The sequence below is a fragment of the Treponema sp. J25 genome (genome assembly GCF_004343725.1).
GTDB lineage: Bacteria > Spirochaetota > Spirochaetia > Treponematales > Breznakiellaceae > J25.
In genome coordinates this window covers 158085-180167 of sequence record NZ_PTQW01000012.1, presented here as the reverse complement: position 1 = coordinate 180167, position 22083 = coordinate 158085, and the positions used below count along the sequence as shown (strand labels likewise).

At 49.3% G+C, this 22083-nt stretch carries 16 protein-coding genes; 8 read left to right on the top strand and 8 right to left on the bottom strand.

The window, feature by feature from the left end; translation table 11 throughout:
• The first annotated feature begins 167 nt into the window (after nt 1-167).
• Both C5O22_RS04300 and C5O22_RS04295 read left to right on the top strand, forming a co-directional pair.
• Nucleotides 168-1298, top strand: a complete 1131-nt coding sequence (locus C5O22_RS04300) for a DUF58 domain-containing protein (protein WP_165910398.1) — start codon at nt 168-170, stop codon at nt 1296-1298.
• Complete coding sequence (locus tag C5O22_RS04295) at nt 1276-5505, top strand: transglutaminase domain-containing protein (RefSeq protein WP_165910397.1); 4230 nt, start codon at nt 1276-1278, stop codon at nt 5503-5505. The genes C5O22_RS04300 and C5O22_RS04295 overlap by 23 nt, the downstream gene beginning before the upstream one ends.
• Nucleotides 5506-5810: 305 nt before the next feature.
• Here the strand turns inward: C5O22_RS04295 and C5O22_RS04290 are convergent, their stop codons facing one another.
• The gene (locus C5O22_RS04290) at nt 5811-6632 is read right to left on the bottom strand and encodes an FMN-binding protein (protein ID WP_132779961.1); all 822 of its coding nucleotides are present in this window, start codon (nt 6630-6632) and stop codon (nt 5811-5813) included.
• 256 nt (nt 6633-6888) lie between these two features.
• On the opposite strand from C5O22_RS04290, the gene C5O22_RS04285 reads away from it, so the two are divergent.
• The 6 genes from C5O22_RS04285 to C5O22_RS04260 all read left to right on the top strand — a co-directional run bounded on the left by C5O22_RS04285 (nt 6889) and on the right by C5O22_RS04260 (nt 13022).
• Nucleotides 6889-8826, top strand: a complete 1938-nt coding sequence (locus C5O22_RS04285) for an AMP-dependent synthetase/ligase (RefSeq protein ID WP_132779960.1) — start codon at nt 6889-6891, stop codon at nt 8824-8826.
• Complete coding sequence (metK, locus tag C5O22_RS04280; protein ID WP_165910396.1) at nt 8826-9995, top strand: methionine adenosyltransferase; 1170 nt, start codon at nt 8826-8828, stop codon at nt 9993-9995. Before C5O22_RS04285 ends, metK begins: the two co-directional genes overlap by 1 nt.
• A gap of 198 nt (nt 9996-10193) precedes the next feature.
• Nucleotides 10194-10991: a basic amino acid ABC transporter substrate-binding protein gene (locus C5O22_RS04275; protein WP_132779958.1), complete on the top strand. Its 798-nt coding sequence runs from the start codon at nt 10194-10196 to the stop codon at nt 10989-10991.
• Nucleotides 10979-11845: an amino acid ABC transporter permease gene (locus C5O22_RS04270; protein ID WP_243692860.1), complete on the top strand. Its 867-nt coding sequence runs from the start codon at nt 10979-10981 to the stop codon at nt 11843-11845. Before C5O22_RS04275 ends, C5O22_RS04270 begins: the two co-directional genes overlap by 13 nt.
• Entirely contained in the window at nt 11829-12560 is a 732-nt protein-coding gene (locus C5O22_RS04265) for an amino acid ABC transporter ATP-binding protein (RefSeq protein ID WP_132779977.1), read from the top strand. Before C5O22_RS04270 ends, C5O22_RS04265 begins: the two co-directional genes overlap by 17 nt.
• Nucleotides 12561-12578: 18 nt before the next feature.
• Nucleotides 12579-13022, top strand: a complete 444-nt coding sequence (locus C5O22_RS04260) for an arsenate reductase ArsC (protein WP_132779956.1) — start codon at nt 12579-12581, stop codon at nt 13020-13022.
• Between the two features lie 129 nt (nt 13023-13151).
• On the opposite strand, the gene C5O22_RS04255 is transcribed toward C5O22_RS04260, so the two are convergent.
• The 7 genes from C5O22_RS04255 to grpE all read right to left on the bottom strand — a co-directional run bounded on the left by C5O22_RS04255 (nt 13152) and on the right by grpE (nt 21998).
• A complete protein-coding gene (locus C5O22_RS04255; RefSeq protein ID WP_132779955.1) occupies nt 13152-14009 on the bottom strand; it encodes a M15 family metallopeptidase in 858 nt (285 codons plus the stop codon).
• Entirely contained in the window at nt 13996-14322 is a 327-nt protein-coding gene (locus tag C5O22_RS04250) for an anti-sigma factor antagonist (protein WP_132779954.1), read from the bottom strand. The genes C5O22_RS04255 and C5O22_RS04250 overlap by 14 nt, the downstream gene beginning before the upstream one ends.
• Before the next feature lie 12 nt (nt 14323-14334).
• Nucleotides 14335-16476, bottom strand: a complete 2142-nt coding sequence (locus tag C5O22_RS04245; RefSeq protein WP_132779953.1) for a SpoIIE family protein phosphatase — start codon at nt 16474-16476, stop codon at nt 14335-14337.
• Nucleotides 16477-16480: 4 nt separating this feature from the next.
• Entirely contained in the window at nt 16481-17860 is a 1380-nt protein-coding gene (locus C5O22_RS04240) for a PP2C family protein-serine/threonine phosphatase (protein WP_132779952.1), read from the bottom strand.
• Nucleotides 17861-18115: 255 nt separating this feature from the next.
• A complete protein-coding gene (dnaJ, locus tag C5O22_RS04235) occupies nt 18116-19240 on the bottom strand; it encodes a molecular chaperone DnaJ (RefSeq protein ID WP_132779951.1) in 1125 nt (374 codons plus the stop codon).
• A gap of 26 nt (nt 19241-19266) precedes the next feature.
• The gene (dnaK, locus tag C5O22_RS04230) at nt 19267-21180 is read right to left on the bottom strand and encodes a molecular chaperone DnaK (RefSeq protein WP_132779950.1); all 1914 of its coding nucleotides are present in this window, start codon (nt 21178-21180) and stop codon (nt 19267-19269) included.
• A 62-nt stretch (nt 21181-21242) separates the two neighbouring features.
• Nucleotides 21243-21998, bottom strand: a complete 756-nt coding sequence (grpE, locus tag C5O22_RS04225; RefSeq protein WP_132779949.1) for a nucleotide exchange factor GrpE — start codon at nt 21996-21998, stop codon at nt 21243-21245.
• Nucleotides 21999-22083: the final 85 nt, after the last annotated feature.

The window sequence follows — 22083 nt, the reverse complement described above, 5'->3', positions numbered from 1 at the left end:
TTCTCCCGAAAGAAGGAGAGAAGATAGGCGGGGAGGCTGCCGGACGGGAGCGTACACGCTTCCCCGAGACTAGAGCACCGAATTTCCCCCTTCCCGTTGCCCCAAAAAAGGGACAATCGCATCTTTCCCTTAAAGGCGAGGCCCTGCTCTTTTGCCTTGTCAGTGGCGTGGCCCTGGTGATAGGTGTTGTTCGCCATGAGGTAGTATTAACCCTTTTAGGAATAGGAGGCCTGGCGGGCTTCTTCTATGGTGTAGTAAGTCTCTTCTGGGTGTCCTGGGGGATGCCGGCAGAACTCAACGCTTTACATTGGAGAATCTTGCCCGAAGAAACCGACGAAGCCCATCCACCTCAATGGGTTCTTACCTGGACGGATGAAAAGAAAATAAAAAAAGTGGGGTTCCCCGGTATCACTAAGCGCTACCATCTCGTGCTTGCTAGCCGGGATGGCCGGAGCATCGAAGTATATGCTTCCCTTCCCCGAGAGAAAGAGGAGACGAGGGATCTTCCCTTTCCTACCCGGCCCCGGGGCGCCTATGAAATAAAAAAAGAAGAACTTGTCATATATGATTTTCTGGGTTTCTGGGAACTTGCGTTTCCTAAAAGAAAAGGAGAAAGCGCCCCGGCCCTTCTTGTTCGGCCCCTTGCTCGGGAGGTGGCTTTTTCTCCCCCCTTTGTGGTGGGTGGTATACGGAGGCGGGAGAGTAAAACCGTACAAAAAACGGAGGACCTCACCGATCATCGCCCTTACGTGCCGGGGGATGATCCCCGTCGTATCAATTGGAAGCTCTACGGACATAGCCGGGAACTTTTTGTTCGAAAAGAAGAAACCGAACCTCCACCCCAATCGGAATATGTGCTTTTGTTAGATACCTATGCCGATCCTTCACTGTATTCGACCGAGGCCATGTGGTCTCGCACAGACCGGTTAGTGTATGCTGCCCTGGGGCTTGGGCGAGAACTGTTGGAGCACCGGGGTTCCTTACTCATGGGATATTCCGGAGGGGCCTTACAGATGGTACAGAAAAATGAGCTTTCGTATTATCTGGCTTTCCCCTATGGACAACGGGAAGGGCAAGACCTTCCCGTTCCTCCGCCGGATAAGGGGGTCTTCCTTTTCGCCCTTCCCCGTCGTTCTGTTGAGGCCACGGCCCTTACCGCTTTGCTCACCCGGTGCCAATCGCCGGTTCAACTGATATTTGTCTGTGGCTCTCCTGCGGAAGAAACCCTTGCCCGGGATTGTCAGCAATATTATGCTCCTCATCAGAGGATGGCCCATGTTTCTTTCCTTACGTTCTAAAAGGTATCCTTCGGTGATCGAAGGGATTTCAAAAAAAGAAAAATCTTCCTCGAAAGTTCAGGGAAAGGAGTGTCCCTTCTCTATTATTTTTCACAGTTCCTCTGAGGTTGATAAAAATAAAAAAGAGACATCCCCGATAGCGGTGGCGTCGCTTTTTCTTGCGAACCTTATACTCAGTTATCAGGTGGAATTAATAAGCGGGATACTTTCAAACCTTCTCTTCTTTGGCATAAGCCATGGATGCGCTCTTATCCTGGCAGTGGCCCTTTCTCATTACCAGCGGCGTGGGAAGCGGTGGCAGGTTATTTTGGTCCCTGCGGTCATCTTTATTTTTCCCTTTGTCGTGCGGGCCCTTATCCTGTTTTCTGGTCTTTGGGTTTCTCCCCGAACGGTGGCCTATGATTCCTTGCTGCTCTATGTGGATGTGGGGCTTTTCCTGAATATTGTTCCCTTCTACTGGAACGCCCTTTCGCTTACCGCCTCACTTCAATCCCGACAGGCCCATCGATATTGCCTTGTGGCCCTTCTGGGAATCGGGGTTTTGTTTTTCTTTTTTGTACCCACGGGCGGTGTCGAAGTATATCAGTTCCCTATCATCAAATTGATAGTTTTTTCGGTGCTTCTGTTTCTTATCTTTGTGGGTTTTCTTTTTTCTTTGCCTCCTGCTTTGCAATTGACCTCTCGAGAACGGTGGAGGGCCATGGGTTTTGCGGTTCTAGGTATTCTGCTTGTAGCGTTTCTTCAGCTTAAACCCGCAGAAGAAGGGACTTCTCATCAAAGAGGGGGCTTGCTCCAGCCGGACCTGTTTCGTTTTGATTTCTCCCAGATCTTAAAATTAGAAAGTGAAATCCAGCTGAAAGATGACCTGGTCCTTATCGTCCATAAGGACGATTCCCTGGATGATCATATTTTTTTACGCCGTTTTATTTTATCGGGCTATAACCCCAAAAATGGATTTTTCCGGGATCCTGCTCGGGATACTCCGGAACATCCCCAGCAACTTCCCGGTGGGGAAGTAGTTCTTTCCACAAAGACCTATGAAAACCGAAAGAAACTGACCCAGGAATATTTTATCATCAATTTTGATCCCCAGGCTTTTATTGGGATAAACCAGCCCGCCCGTATCACGCCCCTTAAAAGCTGGAAGGCCAGTAGTTTTAATAGCGCCTATCGAGTGGTAAGCGAAGTAAGCGAAGTCCTGCCCTATGAACTTTCGTCGGTGGAGGAAGAAGTTCCCTATCAAGGGGGGGGAGGCCTTTCTCCAGAAGAGATTGCCTGGTATACGGAGTATGGAGAGGACCCCCGCATAAAAGCCCTCAGCGATACGATTGTGGGTACTGCTTCTGGATACTGGGATAAGGTGCAGGCGATTTACGAGTATCTAAAAAACGGAGAGTATCGGTATAGCCTTAAACCGGGGATTGCCCCTGATGGGGACCAACTGGGGTATTTCCTTTTTGACGTTAAGAAAGGGTACTGTTCCTATTTTGCCTTTTCTATGGCCCTTTTGTTGCGAGCCCAGGGAATCCCGAGCCGGGTAGCGGTGGGATTTTTTATCGATCCCCAGGAGAATAACTTTAACTATTACCCCGTGCGATCGAACATGGCGCACGCCTGGGTAGAGGTGTATTTTCCCTCCTTTGGGTGGATAGAGTACGACCCCACCACAACTCTTCTTGCTGCGGGGGAACGCTTCAATTTTTCATTTTCGAGCCATCAGGATCAATTTGAAAAACTGTTGGGTGAAATTCTTTCTTCCCGGGATCAACTGGTTCCGTTACAACAGGAGAATAGCGACAAGGCTTCCCCCCGGGCTTCTTTTTTCCACAAAACCCTGCGAGCCATAGGGCGCCGGTGGCCCTATGTGCTCGGTGTTGCGTACCTCTCTCTCATCGTATTTTTCCGTTTCAGGAAGCGATGGGGCTATGAGATAAGCCAGGACCCGCGACGGAAAGCCCTCTTCCTTAAAGGACAGGTGATGTACCTTCTTAGGTTGGCGGGTTATCGATGGGAAGAGGGGGCTATCGTTGCGAAAAGGGGGATCTGGCATACCTCCCGGCGGTCTCTGCCAGCACCTTTGGATGTTGCTTTTCCAGACCTGGAAAATTCTTGGGAAAGGCTTTATTTTTCTGCTTTGCCTGATACGGAAGCAATCAAAGCCAGTACCAATGCCTACAGGGCATTCCAGAAGTGGTATCGTCAATATGTTCCCTGGTGGCGTCGGGCCCTTGGATTTCTGGCCCCGGTGCTTGCGCTGGTGTTGCCGCCGACAGCCGTGGCGGGGGCTCCCCCATCAAAGACGGTTCAACCTAAACGGAAAAATCGACTCTTTCTTTTCCTACTGCTATGGGTGCCCCTGGGGCTTACCGGCAGCTTGAGAGAGCTCTATGCCCAGTCGGGAGAGAGCCAGGGAGAAGCGCCTTCGGCAGGATATGAGGAAAATGTTCCTCCTCCCCTTACGGCTGGAGGGGATGAAAAGGATGCAGGGTCTCTTTTAAGGGCAGCCCAGGAAGCTTCCGAGGAAGAGCGCTGGGAAGAGGCCCTTACCTTGCTTTCCACGGGAAGAAGGCGTTTCCCCCAGGATCCACGTTTTATGATTGCCCTGGGAGATCTGTACTATAACCGTAATCTGTACGCCCTTGCCCATAAGGAATACCAGGAGGCCTACCGTTTTGCTCCCACTGATACTACCCTCCTGTATCAGCTTGCCACCGTTGTCGCCCATTTGAATGATAGCGAAGGAGCCATACGGTACTTAAAAGAACTGTTGCAAATACGACCCGATGATCGGGATGCCATTAATGACCTGGGGTGGTTATATTTTAAAACCCATCGGTTGCAGGAAGGGGAGGCCCTGCTTACCGAAGCTATTCGGCGGCTCGGCGGGAACCGTCATTTTTACATGACCCTGGCAACGATTTATTCTGAGCAGTATAACTACGAAAAATCAAAGGAATACTATTTACGGGCCATTCAAGAGGCCCAACGGTTCCAGAATATGGTGTTCAGTGCGGTGGCCTATTACAACCTATCTATTCTGGAATCTCGATTCTATCAATTTGATAGGGCCCTGGAATGGACGGGAGCTTCCCTGGCGGCGATGGAACGGGCCTCGGGACATCTTGCCCGGGGAGAATTGTACCTCCGTCGCCTCGATTTTTCCCGTACCATGGCGGATTACTTGAGTGCCTATGAGTTAGACACCACCCCCCTTTCGGCAATCAATCTTGCTCAGGTGTATCAGGTCATGGGGCGTCTTGAGGAGGCGCGGAAGTATGGGGAACATAGCCTTGCGCAGGAGGACCTTTCCTGGATAGCTAACTACGGAACCGACGTCATACGGCACAACAGAGAAATTCACCGGATTCTAGAGGATACCTACCGGGGCCTGTATCATAAAAAGAAGATGCTCCATCAATGGCCCTTTGTCGAATGGGTCAAGGAACGATATCATCATTATGCTTTTGCCCTCTTATCGATAAGGGCTGCGCACGATTATGCGGTTCAAGGTCAAAGCCTCGACGCGAATAAAACCTACTATGATGCCTTTTCCGATGACTATCCGGGACGGGCCCTTGCCTATCTTACGGCTGCCCAGGAAGAGGAGGTGGCAAAAATCCCCGGGAGCTTAGCTACCTATCTCTTAGAGGAAGGAATCGTCCGGAAAGATGCTCCGCGGATTGAGGCGGCCCTGAACGCCCTGGATCCCCTCTGGCAGCGGGACCTTATTCAGGATGGTCTCGTAAAACTTTATGAACTGTATCGACGGCAATGGGCTTTCTCCAGGGCTCGCCAGATTGCAGAGGACCTGTATGCGCTGAATCCGGGATATCTGTTGCAACACGGCATTCGTTTACCCGTGCGGATTGTTTTCTCTGAGGATGATTCTGGGGGTGCGCAAGTACAGGGGGCGAAGCAAAAAGAATCAAGGGAGCGAGAGAGCATCCAGCGTTCTTTAGTAAAACTTATTAAGAGAAGTAATGTGGAAGTGCTGGAGGATATGCAGGTCCCCGCCCGGTTCACGCTTTTTTTGCGTCCCCGTGACTCCTCTGTGGAGTTTAGCCTTGTTGATGCCTTGAAAGGCACCACCCTGCAGACGAAGACCCTTCCTTTCTCTTTGTCTCGCAAGGGCCTTTTGGGCAATCTGATTTTTACCGCCTCCGAAAAGGAAGCCCTCCTGGCCTTTTTGTTTACCGTACCATGGTAGGGCATGCTAGAAAAAGCCCTTAGACAAAGAGGGGGCAGCACTAGACCGGACTGGGCAGGGATTTCTTCGTATTATGAGGGGGCATCCCTGACTTTGTTTCAGTAATAAACCGGGGGTGGGTCCGCCCCGTGGCCGCCGTGCTGTGGACAATCCCCAGCCGAAATACGTCCGGCTGTCTTTCTTGTTTGTTACCATACTGATAGGGCTCGGTGGTTTCTGATTACCTGGGCTATCGCTATTTTCGATAGCCCAGGTAAAAAAGCATTTTGATGATTAGAGTATTACAAAACTACGATACTACCAGGCTACCGGGCCTTTTTAAGGGCCTCCGTGGCTAACTGAAGGAACGAGCCCACATGGATAGAAACACCGGTGATAGCGTCGGTCTTCCCGTCTGCCTTAACCGGAATTTTGGCGGGATCCTGGGCCCTTAGCAGGGCTTCCTGGGCCCGGGCGGCTTGCTCGTGCCATTCAGCCTGGGCCTTGCCGAATTTTACCATCCCGTAGTTTCCACTTACAGATTCTACAATTTTGGATTTCTTATTCTTGTCGTTGGAAATACCATTCCAGAGCACATCTACGATCCGGCCATTAACCACCGTGATAAGAACCGTATCCTTCCATCCGGAATTCTTGTCAAAGTCTGCCTGTTCCGCATAGTACCAGCCATCTTTAGGATAATTCCCTTTTGCAACCGGTCCTGCGGCCAGGGCCTTCTGCACTAATCCAAAGAAATCGCTTACATGGATAGAAACGCCGGTGATGGCATCGGTGTGCCCTTCTTTATCCTTATATTTATTGAATTTGTAATCCTGAGTAGAGACAAGGTACTGTTCTACTTTTTCGGCCTGTTGGTACCATTCGGCCTGGGCCTTGCCAAATTTTACCATGTTGTAGTTACCACCGCGGTCCCAGGTTTTCTTATCGGGAACCCCTGGAAGGTTACTTACTCCGTTCCAATTGGCAGAAACAATTTTGCCCCCCTTTACTTCAAGAACCACCTGGCTTTTCCATCCGCTGGCCGCGAAATTTTCTTCCTGGGCAAAATATTTCCCGTCCCGCAGGGTTTGTGCCCCCAGGGAAAGAACCGCGACAGCGCAGAAAAGACTGATCAGTAGCTTCTTCATAAAAACCTCCCCTATATCCAAGATTCCTTTTTTAAGGACATCCTAAATCCTAGTGATTTTATCAGAATAATGCAAAATATATTGCATGTCAATTATATAGATATTATTTTATACATTAAGGCGAAAAATGTCAGAGAGAACAATATAGAAAGAGAAAGATCCCCTGATGAGGAAATACCCGCGCAAAAGGAATATACAAATCTTTACAAAGTATGATATAGTAGAAGGTCTGTAAGACAAAGGAAAAGGAGTCAGTATGGAAACTCTTTTTACGATGATAGCCCAGGCAAGGCAGCGATTTGGAGATAAACCCTTTGCGTATCAGAAGACCGACGAGGGCTGGAAATATAAAACCTTTAATCAGACCTTTGACGAAGCCCGTTTGTTTGCCTCCTTTTTGTTGAACTATGGAATGCAGAAGGAGGACCGGCTTGCTATCTATGCGGAGGGAAGTCCCAACTGGATTGTGGCCGAATACGGCACCATCATGGCCGGTTGCATTGCCGTTCCCCTTTCGTTCAAACTTTTGCCGGAAGAAATTCTGTATCGACTTGAACATTCGGAAGCAAAAATCGTGGCCACCAATACCAACCATATTGATAAGATTGCCCGGGTGTGCCGGGACGTGGAACAGAAAACGGGCAAACCCCTGACTATCATTTGTTTAGATGAAACCTATGACCTTAGCTCCTGTGATTTTCCCCGGGACCGGCTTTTCAGGATGGATCACTGTCGGACCCAGGGGGAGGCGGCTCTTTCGGTAACCGCATCAAAACTCGATCAAATTGAAAAAAACTGCCAGGGCGACGATGTGGTCACCATTTCTTATACCTCGGGAACCACCGGGAACCCGAAGGGTATCATGCTTACCCATTATAACTACTATATCAATAGCCTTGATTCGGTGAATATTTTTAAAGTTCCAGAAGCAAAATACGTGAATTTTGTTATCCTTCCAGTGGACCACTCCTTTGCTCAAACCGTTGGGATCCATGCGGCGGTCCAGCGGGGTATTCAACTCTGGTTTGTAGATTCCCGCGGGGGATCCATGGCGATCCTCCGGAATATCCCCCAGAACCTTAAGGAATGTGAGCCCGTCTTTATGATGACTGTGCCGGCCCTTTCGGCGAATTTCATGAAAAAAATCATTGCCGAAATCGATAAGCGGGGTGGAATAGTGAAGACCCTTTTTGATCTAGGGATAAAAAGTGGTATTGCCTATTGGGGGGACCATACCCATCCACCGAAGACACTGAAGTCCTTTGTAAATGGTCTTATCTATTGGCCCCTTCGGAAGCTGGTACTGGATAAGGTCCGTACGCAAGTGTTTGGACGGCGGGCCCAGTTCTTTTCCGGGGGAGGGGCGAGCTTTGATATCGGTCAACAGCGGTTCTATCGGGCCCTGGGCATGCCCCTGTACCAGGGCTACGGAATGACCGAAGCGTCGCCGGTCATTTCGACCAACATTGCGGAACATTGCAAGCTGGGGACCAGTGGTATCCCCCTGGATCATGTAGAGATTCGGATTGAACGGGAAGATGGGACCGTGGCGGCTCCCGGCGAAAAGGGAGAAATTTGTGTCCGGGGCCCCAACGTAATGAAGGGGTATTTTAAGAATCCTGAGGCTACCCAGGAGGCCCTGCGGGGGGGCTGGCTTCACACCGGAGACCTTGGCTGGCTCGATGCGGATGGGTATCTTACCGTGGCCGGACGAGCGAAGGCCCTCCTGATTTCGGCGGATGGAGAGAAGTACAGCCCCGAAGGAATAGAGGATGCCATCTTAAACTCCGCTACCATGATAAATCAGGTCATGGTCTGGAACGACCACAAGAAATTTACCTGTGCGCTCATAACCCTGGATGAAGAAAAGGTTCGTCGGACCATCCGCGAGCGGCATATAAAGACAGCGGAAGAACTCCTTGAGGTAATCAAGGACAGTTTCTATTCTTTCCGCCAGGATCCGTCGTATAAAAATATGGTGCCCCTTAACTGGACGCCGGCCACCTTCCAGATTATTCCAGAGCCCTTTAGCGAAAAGGACGGTTTAATCAATTCTACCATGAAGCTGGTGCGCCATAAGGTGGTGGAAAAATACCATTCGGTCTTGGAATATATTTACAACGAAGGTTCAACCTATAAGAATCCCCAGAACCTGGCGGTTTTAAATACCTATTTTAACGAGAGGAGACCCTGATGAGTGATCGTACCTACATTTTTACCTCCGAATCGGTGGGAGAAGGCCATCCTGATAAGCTCTGCGATCAGATTTCTGATGCCATTCTTGATGCCTGCCTTAGGGATGATCCTTCAAGCCGCGTGGCCTGTGAAACCTTTGCTTCTACGGCGATGGTGTTAGTGGGCGGTGAGATTACCACCAACACCTTTGTGGATATCCAGCAGGTGGTCCGGGATGTGGTAAAAGAAGTGGGCTACACAGATCCCGCCTATGGATTGGATTATGAATCCATGGCGGTGCTCGATATGATCCATGGCCAATCCGCTGATATCAGTCAGGGGGTTTCGGGTAACGGCCTTGAAGAATTTAAAGGGCAGCAGGGTGCGGGAGACCAGGGCATGATGTTTGGTTTCGCCTGTAGCGAGACACCAGAGCTTATGCCTGCTCCTATTCTCCTGGCCCATCGAATCCTTGAGCGGGCCACCCATTTGCGAAAGGCCAAAACGATTCCGTGGTTGCGGCCCGATGCAAAAAGCCAGGTTTCGGTGGTGTATCAGGGACATAAGCCTATTCGGATTGATACGGTGGTAGTGTCCCATCAACATGATGATGGGATTGCCTACGATGAAATAAAATACACCATCATCGAAGAAATTATAAAACCTGTTCTGGCCCCAACGGGATTATTGGATGAAAAAACCCGCTATTTCATTAACCCCACCGGCCGCTTTGTGATTGGTGGGCCCTATGGGGATACGGGACTTACGGGACGAAAAATCATCGTGGATACCTACGGCGGTATGGGACGTCACGGGGGAGGCGCCTTTTCAGGGAAGGATCCCACAAAAGTAGACCGCTCAGCCGCCTACATGGCTCGCTATGTGGCAAAAAATGTGGTTGCCGCAGGGCTGGCGGAGCGCTGCGAGGTCCAACTGGCCTACGCCATTGGGGTTCCCTTCCCGGTGTCAGTGATGGTGGAAACCTTTGGTACGGGCCGGGTTCCGGAGCAGGTAATTGAAAAGGCCATCCAGGAAGTATTCGATCTTTCCCCGGCGGGAATTATTAAGACCCTGGATTTATTAAGGCCTATCTATCGCCGTACCGCTACTTATGGACATTTTGGGAGAGACGGTTTTAGCTGGGAAAAAACCGATAAGGTGGATGCCCTGAAGAGGGCGGTAAAGTAAAAGGGCTGATTCCACCCCAGGCCCGTTCTGGGAAAGCGTATTGGCTGGGGTGGGCTAGCAGGAGAACCTCTAACAGTATGAATACATAAATATACAACAAAACAGTATATTTAATTGAAATTATGGTGTACAATAGGGGTGTTAAAAACAACGGATACAGGGCAATAGCCTATCAGAGCTAGAGGAGGAAAGGTTCTTATGAAACAACGGTTTTGGAGTGGATGGAAAATACTGGGATTTTTGGGAGTGGTCCTCGTGTTGTCTGCTTCCTGTGGGGGCAAGAAAACCGATTCGGCCGGGGCTGGTGAAAAGGGTGCTACTGGCCGTGTAAAAATTGTGGTGGCCTCCGATGCTACCTGGCCACCCATGGAATTTGTGGACGAAAACAAGAATATCGTGGGCTTTTCCCCGGATATGATGAAGGCTATTGCCGAAGCGGCCGGTTTTGATGTGGAAATCCGGAATACCGCCTGGGATGGTATTTTTGCGGGGCTAGAGGCAGGGGCCTACGATGCCATTTGTTCTTCTGTGACGATTACGGAAGAACGAAAAAAGACCATGGATTTTTCTGAGCCCTACGTGAATGCGGGCCAGGTGCTGGTCGTTTCTAAAAAGCTTGAAGGGGTAAGCGCTCTTAAAGACATGGTAGGTAAAAAGGTGGGGGCCCAGATAGGAACCACCGGCGATATAGAAATTCAGAAGGTCCCTGGTATACTTCGTTCTACCTATGACGAAATTGGTCTTGCCTTTGAGGATCTTGCCAATGGGCGCATAGATGGGGTTGTAGCCGATAGTCCCATCGCGGCTAATTTTGCCCTCCAAAATCCAAAATTCAAAGAGAAGCTTAAAATCGTAGGGGAACCCTTTACCGACGAATGGCTGGGTATCGCCGTGAAAAAAGGAGACACCCGGACGTTGGAACTGATAAACAAGGGCCTTTCTATTATTAAGGCTAATGGAACACTGGATAAAATTGCTGCAAAATGGCTCCACTAAGCATGAATCGGACGGGTACCCCAAAAAAGGGGAAGCAGGAGGTAGGTCCTAACCGGGAAGAACACCTTATCCCTGTTCCCACCCATATTACCGTTACCGATAGTACCCTTATCCCTCAAAAGGGAGAAGAAGGGGTACTGTCGGCCTGGAATATTTCTTTCTTTGGGGCCCTGGTGGTTCTGGCGGGGCTGGTAATTTTGTTCCCGGATCCGTACCGCCAGATCCTCGCCTTTGTCCCCGATGGTCTTGCGGTAACCTTCGGCGTAACCGTGGCGGCTATCTCTTTTGCCCTTGTTATTGGGCTTTTGGCAGGCCTGGGGAGAATTTCTCATAATGTGGTGATAAATCGCATTGCCACCGTATATGTGGAAATAATCCGGGGCATTCCCCTGTTGGTGCAACTTTTTTATATCTACTACGCCCTGGGAAACTGGATAAAGCTTAGTGGGCCCGCCGCCGCGATCCTTGCCATGTCAATCTGCTATGGAGCCTATATGGCAGAGATATTCCGGGCAGGGATTCAGTCCATTCCGAAAGGCCAGATGGAAGCCGCCCTTGCCCTTGGTATGAGCCGGGGCCTTGCGATGCGGAAGGTAATTTTACCTCAAACGATAAAGGTAATTTTGCCCCCCATTGGGAATGAATTTATCGCCCTTTTAAAGGATTCTTCCCTCGTTTCTATCCTGGCGGTGGCGGATCTTTTACGGCGGGGGAGGGAGTTTGCCTCTACCTCTTTCCGATATTTTGAAAGCTATACGGTCGTTGCGTTAATTTACCTCGTGATGACCCTATTCTTTTCGCGACTTGTCGCGATTATGGAAGAAAGGTTGCGAAACCGTGGAACCCTTCATTAGTATTCGTGGAGCCCGTAAGCATTACGGGAAGGTAGAAGCCCTGCGGGGTGTGGATCTAGAGGTATCAAAAGGGGAAGTGGTCCTCATTATTGGCCCTTCTGGGTCAGGGAAAAGCACCCTCCTGCGAAGTATTAACCGCCTTGAGCGACTGGATAGCGGCACTATTTTTATCGATGGGGACTGTGTCACCGACGAAAAGGCGGATATCCGGAAAATTCGGGAAGAAGTGGGAATGGTGTTTCAGAGTTTTAATCTCTTTCCCCATCTTTCGGTGATAGAAAATATTACCCTCGCCCCTGTTACGGTAAAGAAAATCGATCCCCTGGAAGCGGAAGAAACAGCCCTCAGGCTCTTAAAAAAGGTGGGCCTTTCTGATAAGGCCCGGGCTTACCCGGACCAACTGTCTGGGGGACAGCAGCAGCGGGTAGCCATAGCCCGAGCCCTGGCTATGAATCCGAAGGTAATGCTTTTTGATGAACCCACGAGCGCCCTCGATCCGGAGATGATAAAAGAGGTGCTGGATGTAATGACCAACCTTGCCCGGGAGGGAATGACCATGCTCGTAGTATCCCATGAAATGGGTTTTGCCCGCGCCGCGGCAAACCGGGTCATTTTTATGGACCAGGGCCAGATTATCGAAACGGCTCCGCCAGAAGAATTTTTTACTAATCCCAAAGAGGAACGGACAAAACGCTTCCTGGAACATATTTTATAGTTTTCCCCAGGGGGGCCCATGAGTGATAAGAAAAAGGTGCTTTTCCTATGCACCGGTAATTCCTGTCGTTCCCAGATGGCCGAAGGCTGGGCCCGGCACTATTGGAATGATCGCTATGAGGTGTTTTCTGCCGGTATAGAAACCCATGGACTTAATCCCCATGCGGTTCGGGTGATGGCCGAAGCAGGGGTGGATATTTCTTCCCATCGATCCAAGCATGTCCAGGAACTTCTGGATAAAGGAATTGATTTCGTGATTACCGTCTGCGACCATGCGGCCGAATCCTGTCCCCGCTTCCCCGGGAAGGCCAGGATCTTTCACCGTTCTTTTCAGGATCCCCCGGCGCTGGCAAAGAATGCTGCCTCTGAAGAAGAAGCCCTTACTCATTACCGACGGGTCCGGGACGAAATTCGGGACTTTGTGAAAAACCTGCCCCAGTTCTTGGAAGGAGAAGCAGAGTAAGTCGCAGACTTCTCCCGCTTTTCCCAGGTTCGACAAAGGCTGCCCGCCGCTCATGCCCGGCGTATCTCTTTAATGTTCCTATCCTCTGCTTATGAGCCTACCATACCTCCTCACCTTGTAAAGCTGTGGTCATGGCAGCGGGTACGATGAGGGCATAAAGCTCTTTTTAAAGGGTTCCTGAAAATAATGCAGGAAAAGCAATCCATACTGTTGAATCCCCTGGAAATAGGTGTCAATAAAATCACAGAGGACAGGGCTCAGATACCGATAGTGCCAGCTTTCCCATCGATACCCGGTAACAGCTTCATACCCCTGCGGAAAAGAAAGGGACCAGCCATAGCGGCTTGCATTTCGTTCTAACCAACGGCTTGCGGCAGTTTTAGCAAAACTATCGTCGATACTGCCAAAGTCTACCACCGTTCCTAGCTGGTGCTGACTGTGTCCCGGTCTGGCCGATTCCCGATCTGTCGCAGCCTGACCCATTTGCCGCACATTTCGTTCGTACACACTTTTTTGATAATTGTAAGAACGATAGGTGGAAGATACCACCAACGTTACCCCTTCTTTTCGGGCCGCCTCGGCCATAGCTTCCAGGGCTTTCGCTGCTTCCTGGCGAAGTGTAAGTCCTTCCCGGGAAAGACGGTAGACATTAGATCGGAGGGGTACTAAATCGGCTGGTTCATAGGAAGGATCGAGACCATGCTGCTTGTCCACCAGCTTCCAGAGATAAGGGTCAAGGTTGTATATGACGGTGAGTTCCCGTATAACTGCATCGGGTGTCTTGCGGGCCTTTGCGAGGAGTGGTTCATATATATTCCGGGGGAGCCTCAGGGATTCAGCGGTTGCCTGAATTTGCTCTGCCAGGGAAGGTGTTATTATCTTCCCTATTTCTTCGGCATTTGCCTTTTCTTCCTTTCCTGAACAAGAAAAAGTTACTACCAGTATCCAGAACAAAATCCCCGCAATATAAGATTTAACGAACCTCATGGATAGAGCGGATAATCTGGAAAAGTTCAGGGAAGCCCGTAGATTCTATCGCCAACCGTACAATTTCGCTCGGATTAAGGATATATAGCTTGTGCCCCCGTTCCTGTCCAATTTCGATAGCCGACATCAAAACCCCGAGCCCAGACGAAGAAAGGCTTGAAACCCGACTCATATCAAGCACCAGATTGGTTTGATCGATAAGGGTATAGACCCGTTGCTGAAAATCACTATAGGTATACGAATTGATAGTTCCCATGATTTCAAGAAGTACGTAATTATCGCCCGGCCGCTCACTTATGTTTAGATGATCCATAGATTACCTCTTCTAGAGAAATTTTATAGCCAGAATAGTGATATCGTCATTCAATTCCTGGGAAACAAACTCGATAACCGCTTCCTCCAGGAATCGGACGATCCGTTCTGCCGAAACACTTCGGTTTTCCAAAAGATTTTTTTGTATCCGTTCTTTGCCAAACCGAACTCCTCGAACCGACTCTGCGTCGGTCAAACCATCGGTGGTCATGAGGAGAATGTCCCCACTTTTAAAGGCTGCCTTCCGAACATTAAGGTATGGCCCAATATCTTTTACGAACCCCAGAACCTTCCCTGTTCCCTGAATTTCTACAGGGTTGTTGTACGATACTGAAAGCAGGTACATCACGGGAATACCGCAGTTTACAAAGTAGAGGCTCCGTTCTTTAAAATCAAAAAGCCCGATAAGGCCCGAAAAAAAAGTTCCCCGGGGTAGGTACTGCTTTATAAAGCTATTTATTTTAATAATAAGGCTCTTAAAATCCTTGGTTTCTTTTAAGAATGTCCGGATCATCGATTTAAGGATGATCATACTCATACTGGCGTTAAGCCCTTTCCCCGATACGTCACCGATAACACACATGTATCGATCAGGGGTCATGCGGACAAAATCGATGAAGTCCCCCCCCAATTTTCGGGTAGAGCGGGTCATAAAAGCAATGTCTGCATGGGGATGTTCGATCCGGTCCATGTTTTCCTGGAGGGACTGGATAATCTGCTCCGAATATTCAATTTCCCGGTCTACCGTAGTGACAAGGGATTGCTGGGCGATATTCTTAAGATAGTAGGCGGTAACAAAGAGCTTCCCATACACCCGTAACAGGGCTTCGTAATCGTAATCCAGAAAGTCACTTCCATTGATTTTACTCCCTATCAAAAGGAGTCCGATAATATCCCGCCCGTCCCGGAGGAGAACCAGGGCATCGGAGGAAAATTTATCCAGGAGGTCCAGGATTTCCTCTTTTACCGTGTGGTAATCATAATTTGTAATGACCTCAGTTTTTATCAGAATAGACACATCATTGTTCAACATGAGGTCGATAAAGGGAGTTTTTATAGGGATGGTATATGATTCAATGGTCTGAGTTCTGGATATTGAACGAACCAGGGCCAGTTCATTTTGATTGTTTTCTATGAACAGATGTACCGAAGAACAGGCAATGCGCTTTTGGATTGAATCCAGAAAATCCTGGATTACCGCATCTCGTCCTTTTGAATAATCGAGGGAAGAAAGATCTTCTTCCAGTCGTTCTGCGTAAGCCCGCTCTCCAAGAAGAATTCGTTTAAATCGGGTCTGTAAGAATGAACCAATCCGTTCTGCTAGTAGGAATACTACTACCCCAAGGCCAAATAAAAGAAGAGGATTCATTTCTTTTACTAGGAGATATACCAATGCATAAACGAAACCGGTGACCCCACCAACAACAAAGAAATACAAAATGAAAGAAAGAACAGAGGTAATTACTACGAAAAGATCTACAATCCTTGTAAGGGATACCCCATATCCCAGAACAACGGCCATAAGGGCAGCACCAAACATCATGAGGGGATATACCCAGCGGACATTCAGAAAGTGGGGGAGCCCTACCCCTAAGAGAAACGTAATTACATATCCCACGAGAATACCAATAACAAGAATGCCGCTCTGTAGTTTGTAGATTTTGCTTTCAAAAGAGAACTGACGAATAAAAAGTATCAGGGCCGATAGTAGTCCTAACGCCAGTCCTCCAACGGTAAAGGGAAGATAGAAGGGGCCCCGTATCTGGGCAAGGTTTCCATCCTGAAACGAAATATCTTCAAGGTATTGGTTGGTGAAAAGGATAAAGGCCGCCCCTACCAACCATACAAGAAGGATAAAATTCCTCAGAATTGCTCCTTTTTTTGCAGAGGGGAAAGAGACAGTCAAGAGGAAAACAAGAAAGTGGGTGCCCAGGGCCATGAGGGCTGTCAGTTTAATAAAGAACAGAGATGCTCCCTTGTATCCTGAAGAAGCCGCCGAGTACCCTGCGCCGATGCCCAGTGCCGCCAGGGCCACTGCAATACAGTAGTAAAAGATGAGATCGTTATGGTAGGTTTCGGCCCCCTTAAAGCGGAGCCGGAATCCATAAATAAGGAGACTTGCAAAAATAAGATAGTTTAGCAATGAAAAAACCATCGGATTACTCCTGTATTTTAGCTACGAGAATGGTAACATCGTCCCGTAATTTCATTCCCCCCGCATGTTCTATAACGAGGTTAGAAAGGGCCCCTACAAATTCCTGGGCCGGGGCTTTAGATTGCTCAAGGATAAAATCGATCCACTTATCCGTATCTCCCAGCATTTCCCCCGCTTCGTTGCTCACTTCTGAGACTCCATCAGAGGCCATCAAGAGGACATCCCCCTTAAGGAGAGGAACTGTTTCTACCCCTACTTCATCGAGGTCAAGAATCCCAATCACACTGCAGGTGGAGCCAAGACGACGGATCTGTCGTCCTGCCCGGGTTTCTGAAATTATAAGGGGATCCGCCATTGAGGCATTTACATAGGTGAGTTTCATTTCCCGGGTATCGATGATACCTACAAACATAACCGTGTATTTATCCTCAAGCCGCATTCCCTTGATGGCGCTGTCTACCGTGCGAATAACCAGTTCCAGGTCATCCTTCTTTTCCATGATGCGAATGGTGTTTACCACGATTCCCATGATAAGGGCTGCGGCAAGTCCTTTGCCCGAAACATCGCCCAGTAACAGGAGCGTTCGGTATTCATCGATGGGTAATACATCGAAATAGTCCCCTGACACGTTTACCAGGGGCTTAAAGTAGGAAGCCAGTTGAAGTCCCTGGATTTCCGGGAGCTTCTTGGGAAGAAAGGCCTTTTGGGTCTCTGCGATCATAGACCATTCTTTAGAGACCGCCGCAATGGCATACATTTTTTCTATGGTTTCGTTTCGTTTTAAAAAATTGGTGAATTCCGTATAAATCTGAGGAAAAATATCAGGATCCATGTTGCGAAGGTATCGCATGTACACATAGCAATGGAGATTGTTTACCACCATGAAAAAACCCCGGGCCTTTTTGCTGCTCGATACAAGGTCCAGATGGTCATCAAAGAAATAAATTCCGTTTTTCCAGTTATCATAGTGACGAACCAATTCCTGGAAGTTATACTGGTCCATACCGATAAGCGAAGAACTGTTGTAGATAAGGTAGCGTTTGGTCATATCTACGAAAAGCACCGTGCTATCAAGACGGGTTTCCAGAATTTCACGAAAGGCTCGAATGAGGTCACTGATGGTAAAGCAAAAGCGGAGTCGATCTACGAAAAGACCCAGCTCTCTACTTTCTCCTTTAACAAAATACCATTCATACAGAAAGCGTTGAATTCTCTGAAGCCCGTATTCATACAATAAGCGAACAAGAATATAACTCACGCTGGCAATGACAATGATTCCATAAAAAGGGAGATTTCGTACAAAAAAAGAAGTAGCACCCGTAAAAAGCGCCGCAGCCAGAACGAAGATGAGTATTTCGAGAATCTTTTTATTTGTTCTGTACATACAATACCGCCTTGTATAGTTATACTGCCATACCTGTAAAATTGTCAATTTTGAAGAGCTTTTTTAACTCGTACGTAATAAAACAGACTTCGGGGTATGAAACCTTGCCCCTTTTACTGTATCGGAGCAGAATTAGCAAGTTTTGAATGATTTCTTGGACCCTGGAAGAAGAAAAAGGGACAGTAAAAAACGAACGGCCCCTTTAAACCGTAAGGGGCCGCCTGTTCTGGTTGTTTCTTTGTTTAAAAATGGGTCTTAGGACCGATCCCGAATCTGGGAAAGGGGAATAGGATTAGGATTGCTGTTTTCCCCTTCTATACGGGCCAGTTCTTCGAGGAGTTCCCGGCCCCGTTTAGAAAGTTTTGTAGGTATTTCAATATAGAGTTTAATATACAAATCTCCTCGCCGGCCACCGCTGGGGATACCTTCCTCTTTTATCCGGAGCATCTTTCCATGCTGGATTCCCGCAGGAATTTTTACCTTGATCTTTTTCCCTTCCAGGGTAGTAACATAGATTTCCGACCCGAGGGTGGCCTGGGTAATGGAAATAGGTATGGCACAATACAAATCGAGCCCATCCCGTTCAAAATATTCATGGGGTTTGATATGGATAAAGACGTAAAGATCCCCCGGTGGTCCACCGTTCGGCCCTACATCTCCCTGATGGGGGATAACGATTCGTTTCCCATCTTCGATCCCGGGAGGGATGGTAACCATGATCTTTTGCCGTTTTTTCTGGGTTCCCAGGCCGTTACATTCCTTACAGGGGTGCTCAATCACATACCCCTCCCCACCGCAGGTGGGACAGGGGGATGCGATGGAGAAGAACCCCTGGCTGCGCCGGATCTGGCCAGAACCGGCGCAGCTAGGACATACCCGCCGACCCGCCCCCCCGGCAGAACCGGTTCCATGGCAGGCTGGACAGGTATCGTTACGGGAATACTGGATTTCTACTTTTGTGCCGAATACCGCATCCTGGAAGGGGATTTCTACGTCGTACCGAAGGTTAGAACCCTGCCGGACCCCGCTCGTGGTGCGGGATGAACGGCGAGTCCCACCCCCAAAGAAGGTATCAAAGATACCAGAGAAATCTCCAAAGATGTCTTCAAAATCACGGAACGCCGACGAGAAGTCTTGCTGTCCCCCGCCCATTCCTTCTACGCCAGCAAAGCCAAATTGGTCATAGGCCGCCCGCTTCTGGTCGTCGGAAAGCACCTCATACGCTTCGGTGGCTTCTTTGAATTTTTCTTCCGCCTCTTTATTCCCCGGATTTTTGTCCGGGTGGTACTGCACCGCCAGGCGGCGGTAGGCCTTCTTGATTTCATCCTTTGAGGCTCCCCGTTGAAGGCCTAAGACTTCATAGTAATCCCGTTTTGCCACGTCGGCATCCCTTCTTTACTACAGAATTATTTTTTATCGTCGTCTACTACTTCGTAGTCCACGTCTTCGGCCCCTTTACTGGAGGAACCACCACTCTGGGAATAACCGGAATAATCCTGTCCCGTTGCTCCCTGAGGACTGGCGTGCTTATACATTTCCTCCGCAATCTTATACGACGCTTGCTTCAGGGCCTCGGTTTTTGCCTTTATAGTGGCCGTATCGGTGCCTTCCATGGCCTTCTTCAGGTCCGCAATAGCCTCTTCAATCCTTGCCTTATCGGAGGCATTCACCTTGTCTCCGAGTTCGCGGAGGGTTTTCTCGGTGGTATAAATGAGCGTATCCGCTTCGTTCCGGGCTTCTGCTCGTTCTCGCTCCCGCCGGTCCTCTTCCGCATGGGCTTCCGCTTCTTTTATCATCCGTTCAATTTCGGCTTCCGAGAGACCTGAGGAGCTTTCGATACGGATCTTTTGCTCTTTACCGGTTCCTAGATCCTTTGCGGAGACATGGACAATACCGTTGGCGTCAATGTCAAAGGTAACCTCGATCTGTGGTACCCCCCGCGGTGCCGGCGGAATACCTACCAGGTCGAACCGTCCCAGGGTACGGTTCTGGCTTGCCATTTCCCGTTCGCCCTGAAGAACATGGATAGAAACGGCGGTCTGGCCGTCGGCGGCGGTGGAGAAAATCTGGCTCTTCCGGGTGGGAATGGTCGTATTGCGCGGGATGAGCTTGGTCATCACGCCACCCAGGGTCTCGATACCCAGCGAGAGGGGGGTAACGTCCAACAGAAGCACGTCCTTTACGTCACCACCCAGGATGCCTCCCTGAATAGCTGCGCCGATGGCTACTGCTTCGTCAGGGTTTACTCCCTTATTGGGTTCTTTGTTAAAGAGTTCCTTAACTATTCTTTGAACCGCGGGGATGCGGGTAGAACCACCGACCAGGATCACCTCATCAATCTGATCTACCGTAAGTCCCGCATCGGCCAACGCCTTTCGGCAGGGTTCCTTGGTTCGTTCAAGAAGGTCATCGACCATCTGCTCGAACTTGGCCCGGGTCAGGGTCTTTTGGAGGTGCTTTGGCCCATTCTGATCGGCCGTGATAAAGGGGAGATTGATTTCGGTCTGCTGTACCGCCGAAAGTTCTATCTTGGCCTTTTCAGCGGCCTCCCGGATCCGTTGCAGGGCCATGCGGTCCTTGCTGAGGTCGATGCCGGTATCCTTCTTAAATTCTTCAATGAGCCATTCCATGATGCGGCGGTCAAAGTCATCCCCACCGAGGTGGGTATCGCCGTTAGTGGACTTAACTTCGAATACCCCTTCGCCCAGCTCCAGAATGGAAATATCGAAGGTTCCTCCACCCAGGTCATATACCGCGATGGTCTTTTCTTTTTTCTGGTCCTTGTTAAAACCGAAGGCTAAGGCTGCAGCGGTGGGCTCATTAATAATCCGTTTGACGTCGAGCCCTGCGATACGGCCCGCATCTTTGGTTGCCTGTCGCTGGGCATCGTTAAAGTAGGCAGGAACCGTGATAACCGCTTCAGTGACTGGTTCGCCCAGATAGTCTTCCGCGGTTTTCTTCATTTTTTGGAGAATGAAGGCCGAAATTTCCTGGGGGGAATAAAGCTTGCCCTGAATATCGACCCGCACATCATCCCCATGTTCCACCACTTTGTAGGGAACCAGTTTAATTTCGTTAGTTACTTCCGAATACCGACGCCCCATAAAACGTTTAATGGAGTAAATCGTATTTTCGGGGTTGGTAATCATCTGGTTCTTGGCGGGCTGACCAACGATGCGCTCTCCCTTACTGGTAAAACCCACGATCGAGGGGGTTGTACGTCCTCCCTCCGAGTTCTGAATGACTACCGGTTCTCCCCCTTCCAGAACCGCTACACAAGAGTTGGTGGTTCCTAAGTCAATACCGATTATTTTTCCCATAGTGCTACTCCTCTTTACTTTCAATTCAGCTGCGCTGAATGTCTAACGTGCTCCTTCTCCTGTTATAGGGAACCCATCGACGGGGTTCCCGCTGCATTCTGGGCCATCGCCCCATTCGGGGTGGCTGTCCCAGCACCTTGATTGGACGCCTTTGGCATGAGGACCTTTACTTTTGCCGTCCGGATTATCCGGTCCTTAAGGAGATATCCCTTGATAAGATCCTCTCCCACCACCGGCTCAGGAATGGTGGGATCCTCTTCTATCATTATGGCCTCATGCCGATTGGGATCGAAGGGCTCTCCCCGGGATTCAAAGCGTTTTAGCCCCCATTTATTTTCCAGCATGGAAATTAGACTTTTTTCGATCATGCTGATCCCTTCGTGGAGGGTACCATAATCCCGGGAAGCCTCGCTGGAACGAATCGCCCGTTCAAAGTCATCAATGACGGGGATAAGATCCAACAGGAGACTCTGATTCGCAAATTCGATGGCCTCCTGTTTTTCCCGTTGCATCCGTTTCCTGAAATTTTCAAAGTCCGCCACTTTGCGGAGATACTGGTCCCGGAGGGCCTCTACTTCAGCCTGAAGGGAAGCAACTTTTGCCTTGAGGTCCTCTTCTTCTTCTGCGGAGGAAGATCCTTTCCCTTCTTCTTGTTGCAGACCCTCAGGGGTTTGGGCAGAAGTAGTTTCCCCCCCATGGGAACCCTCTTCTTTTTTTTGCTCCTGAGGGGAGCCCTGTTCAGTTTTCTTTTCGCCCGAGGAAAAATTCTGCTCCCTCTGTTCTTCTGTTCTTTGCTCGTGATGGTGCTGCTTTGACATTATTATTCCCTAAACGTATTGGTGATATAGTCTCAATTGTTAAAATAATGAGGTATCTATCTAAAGGTCAAGAATTTTCGATAAA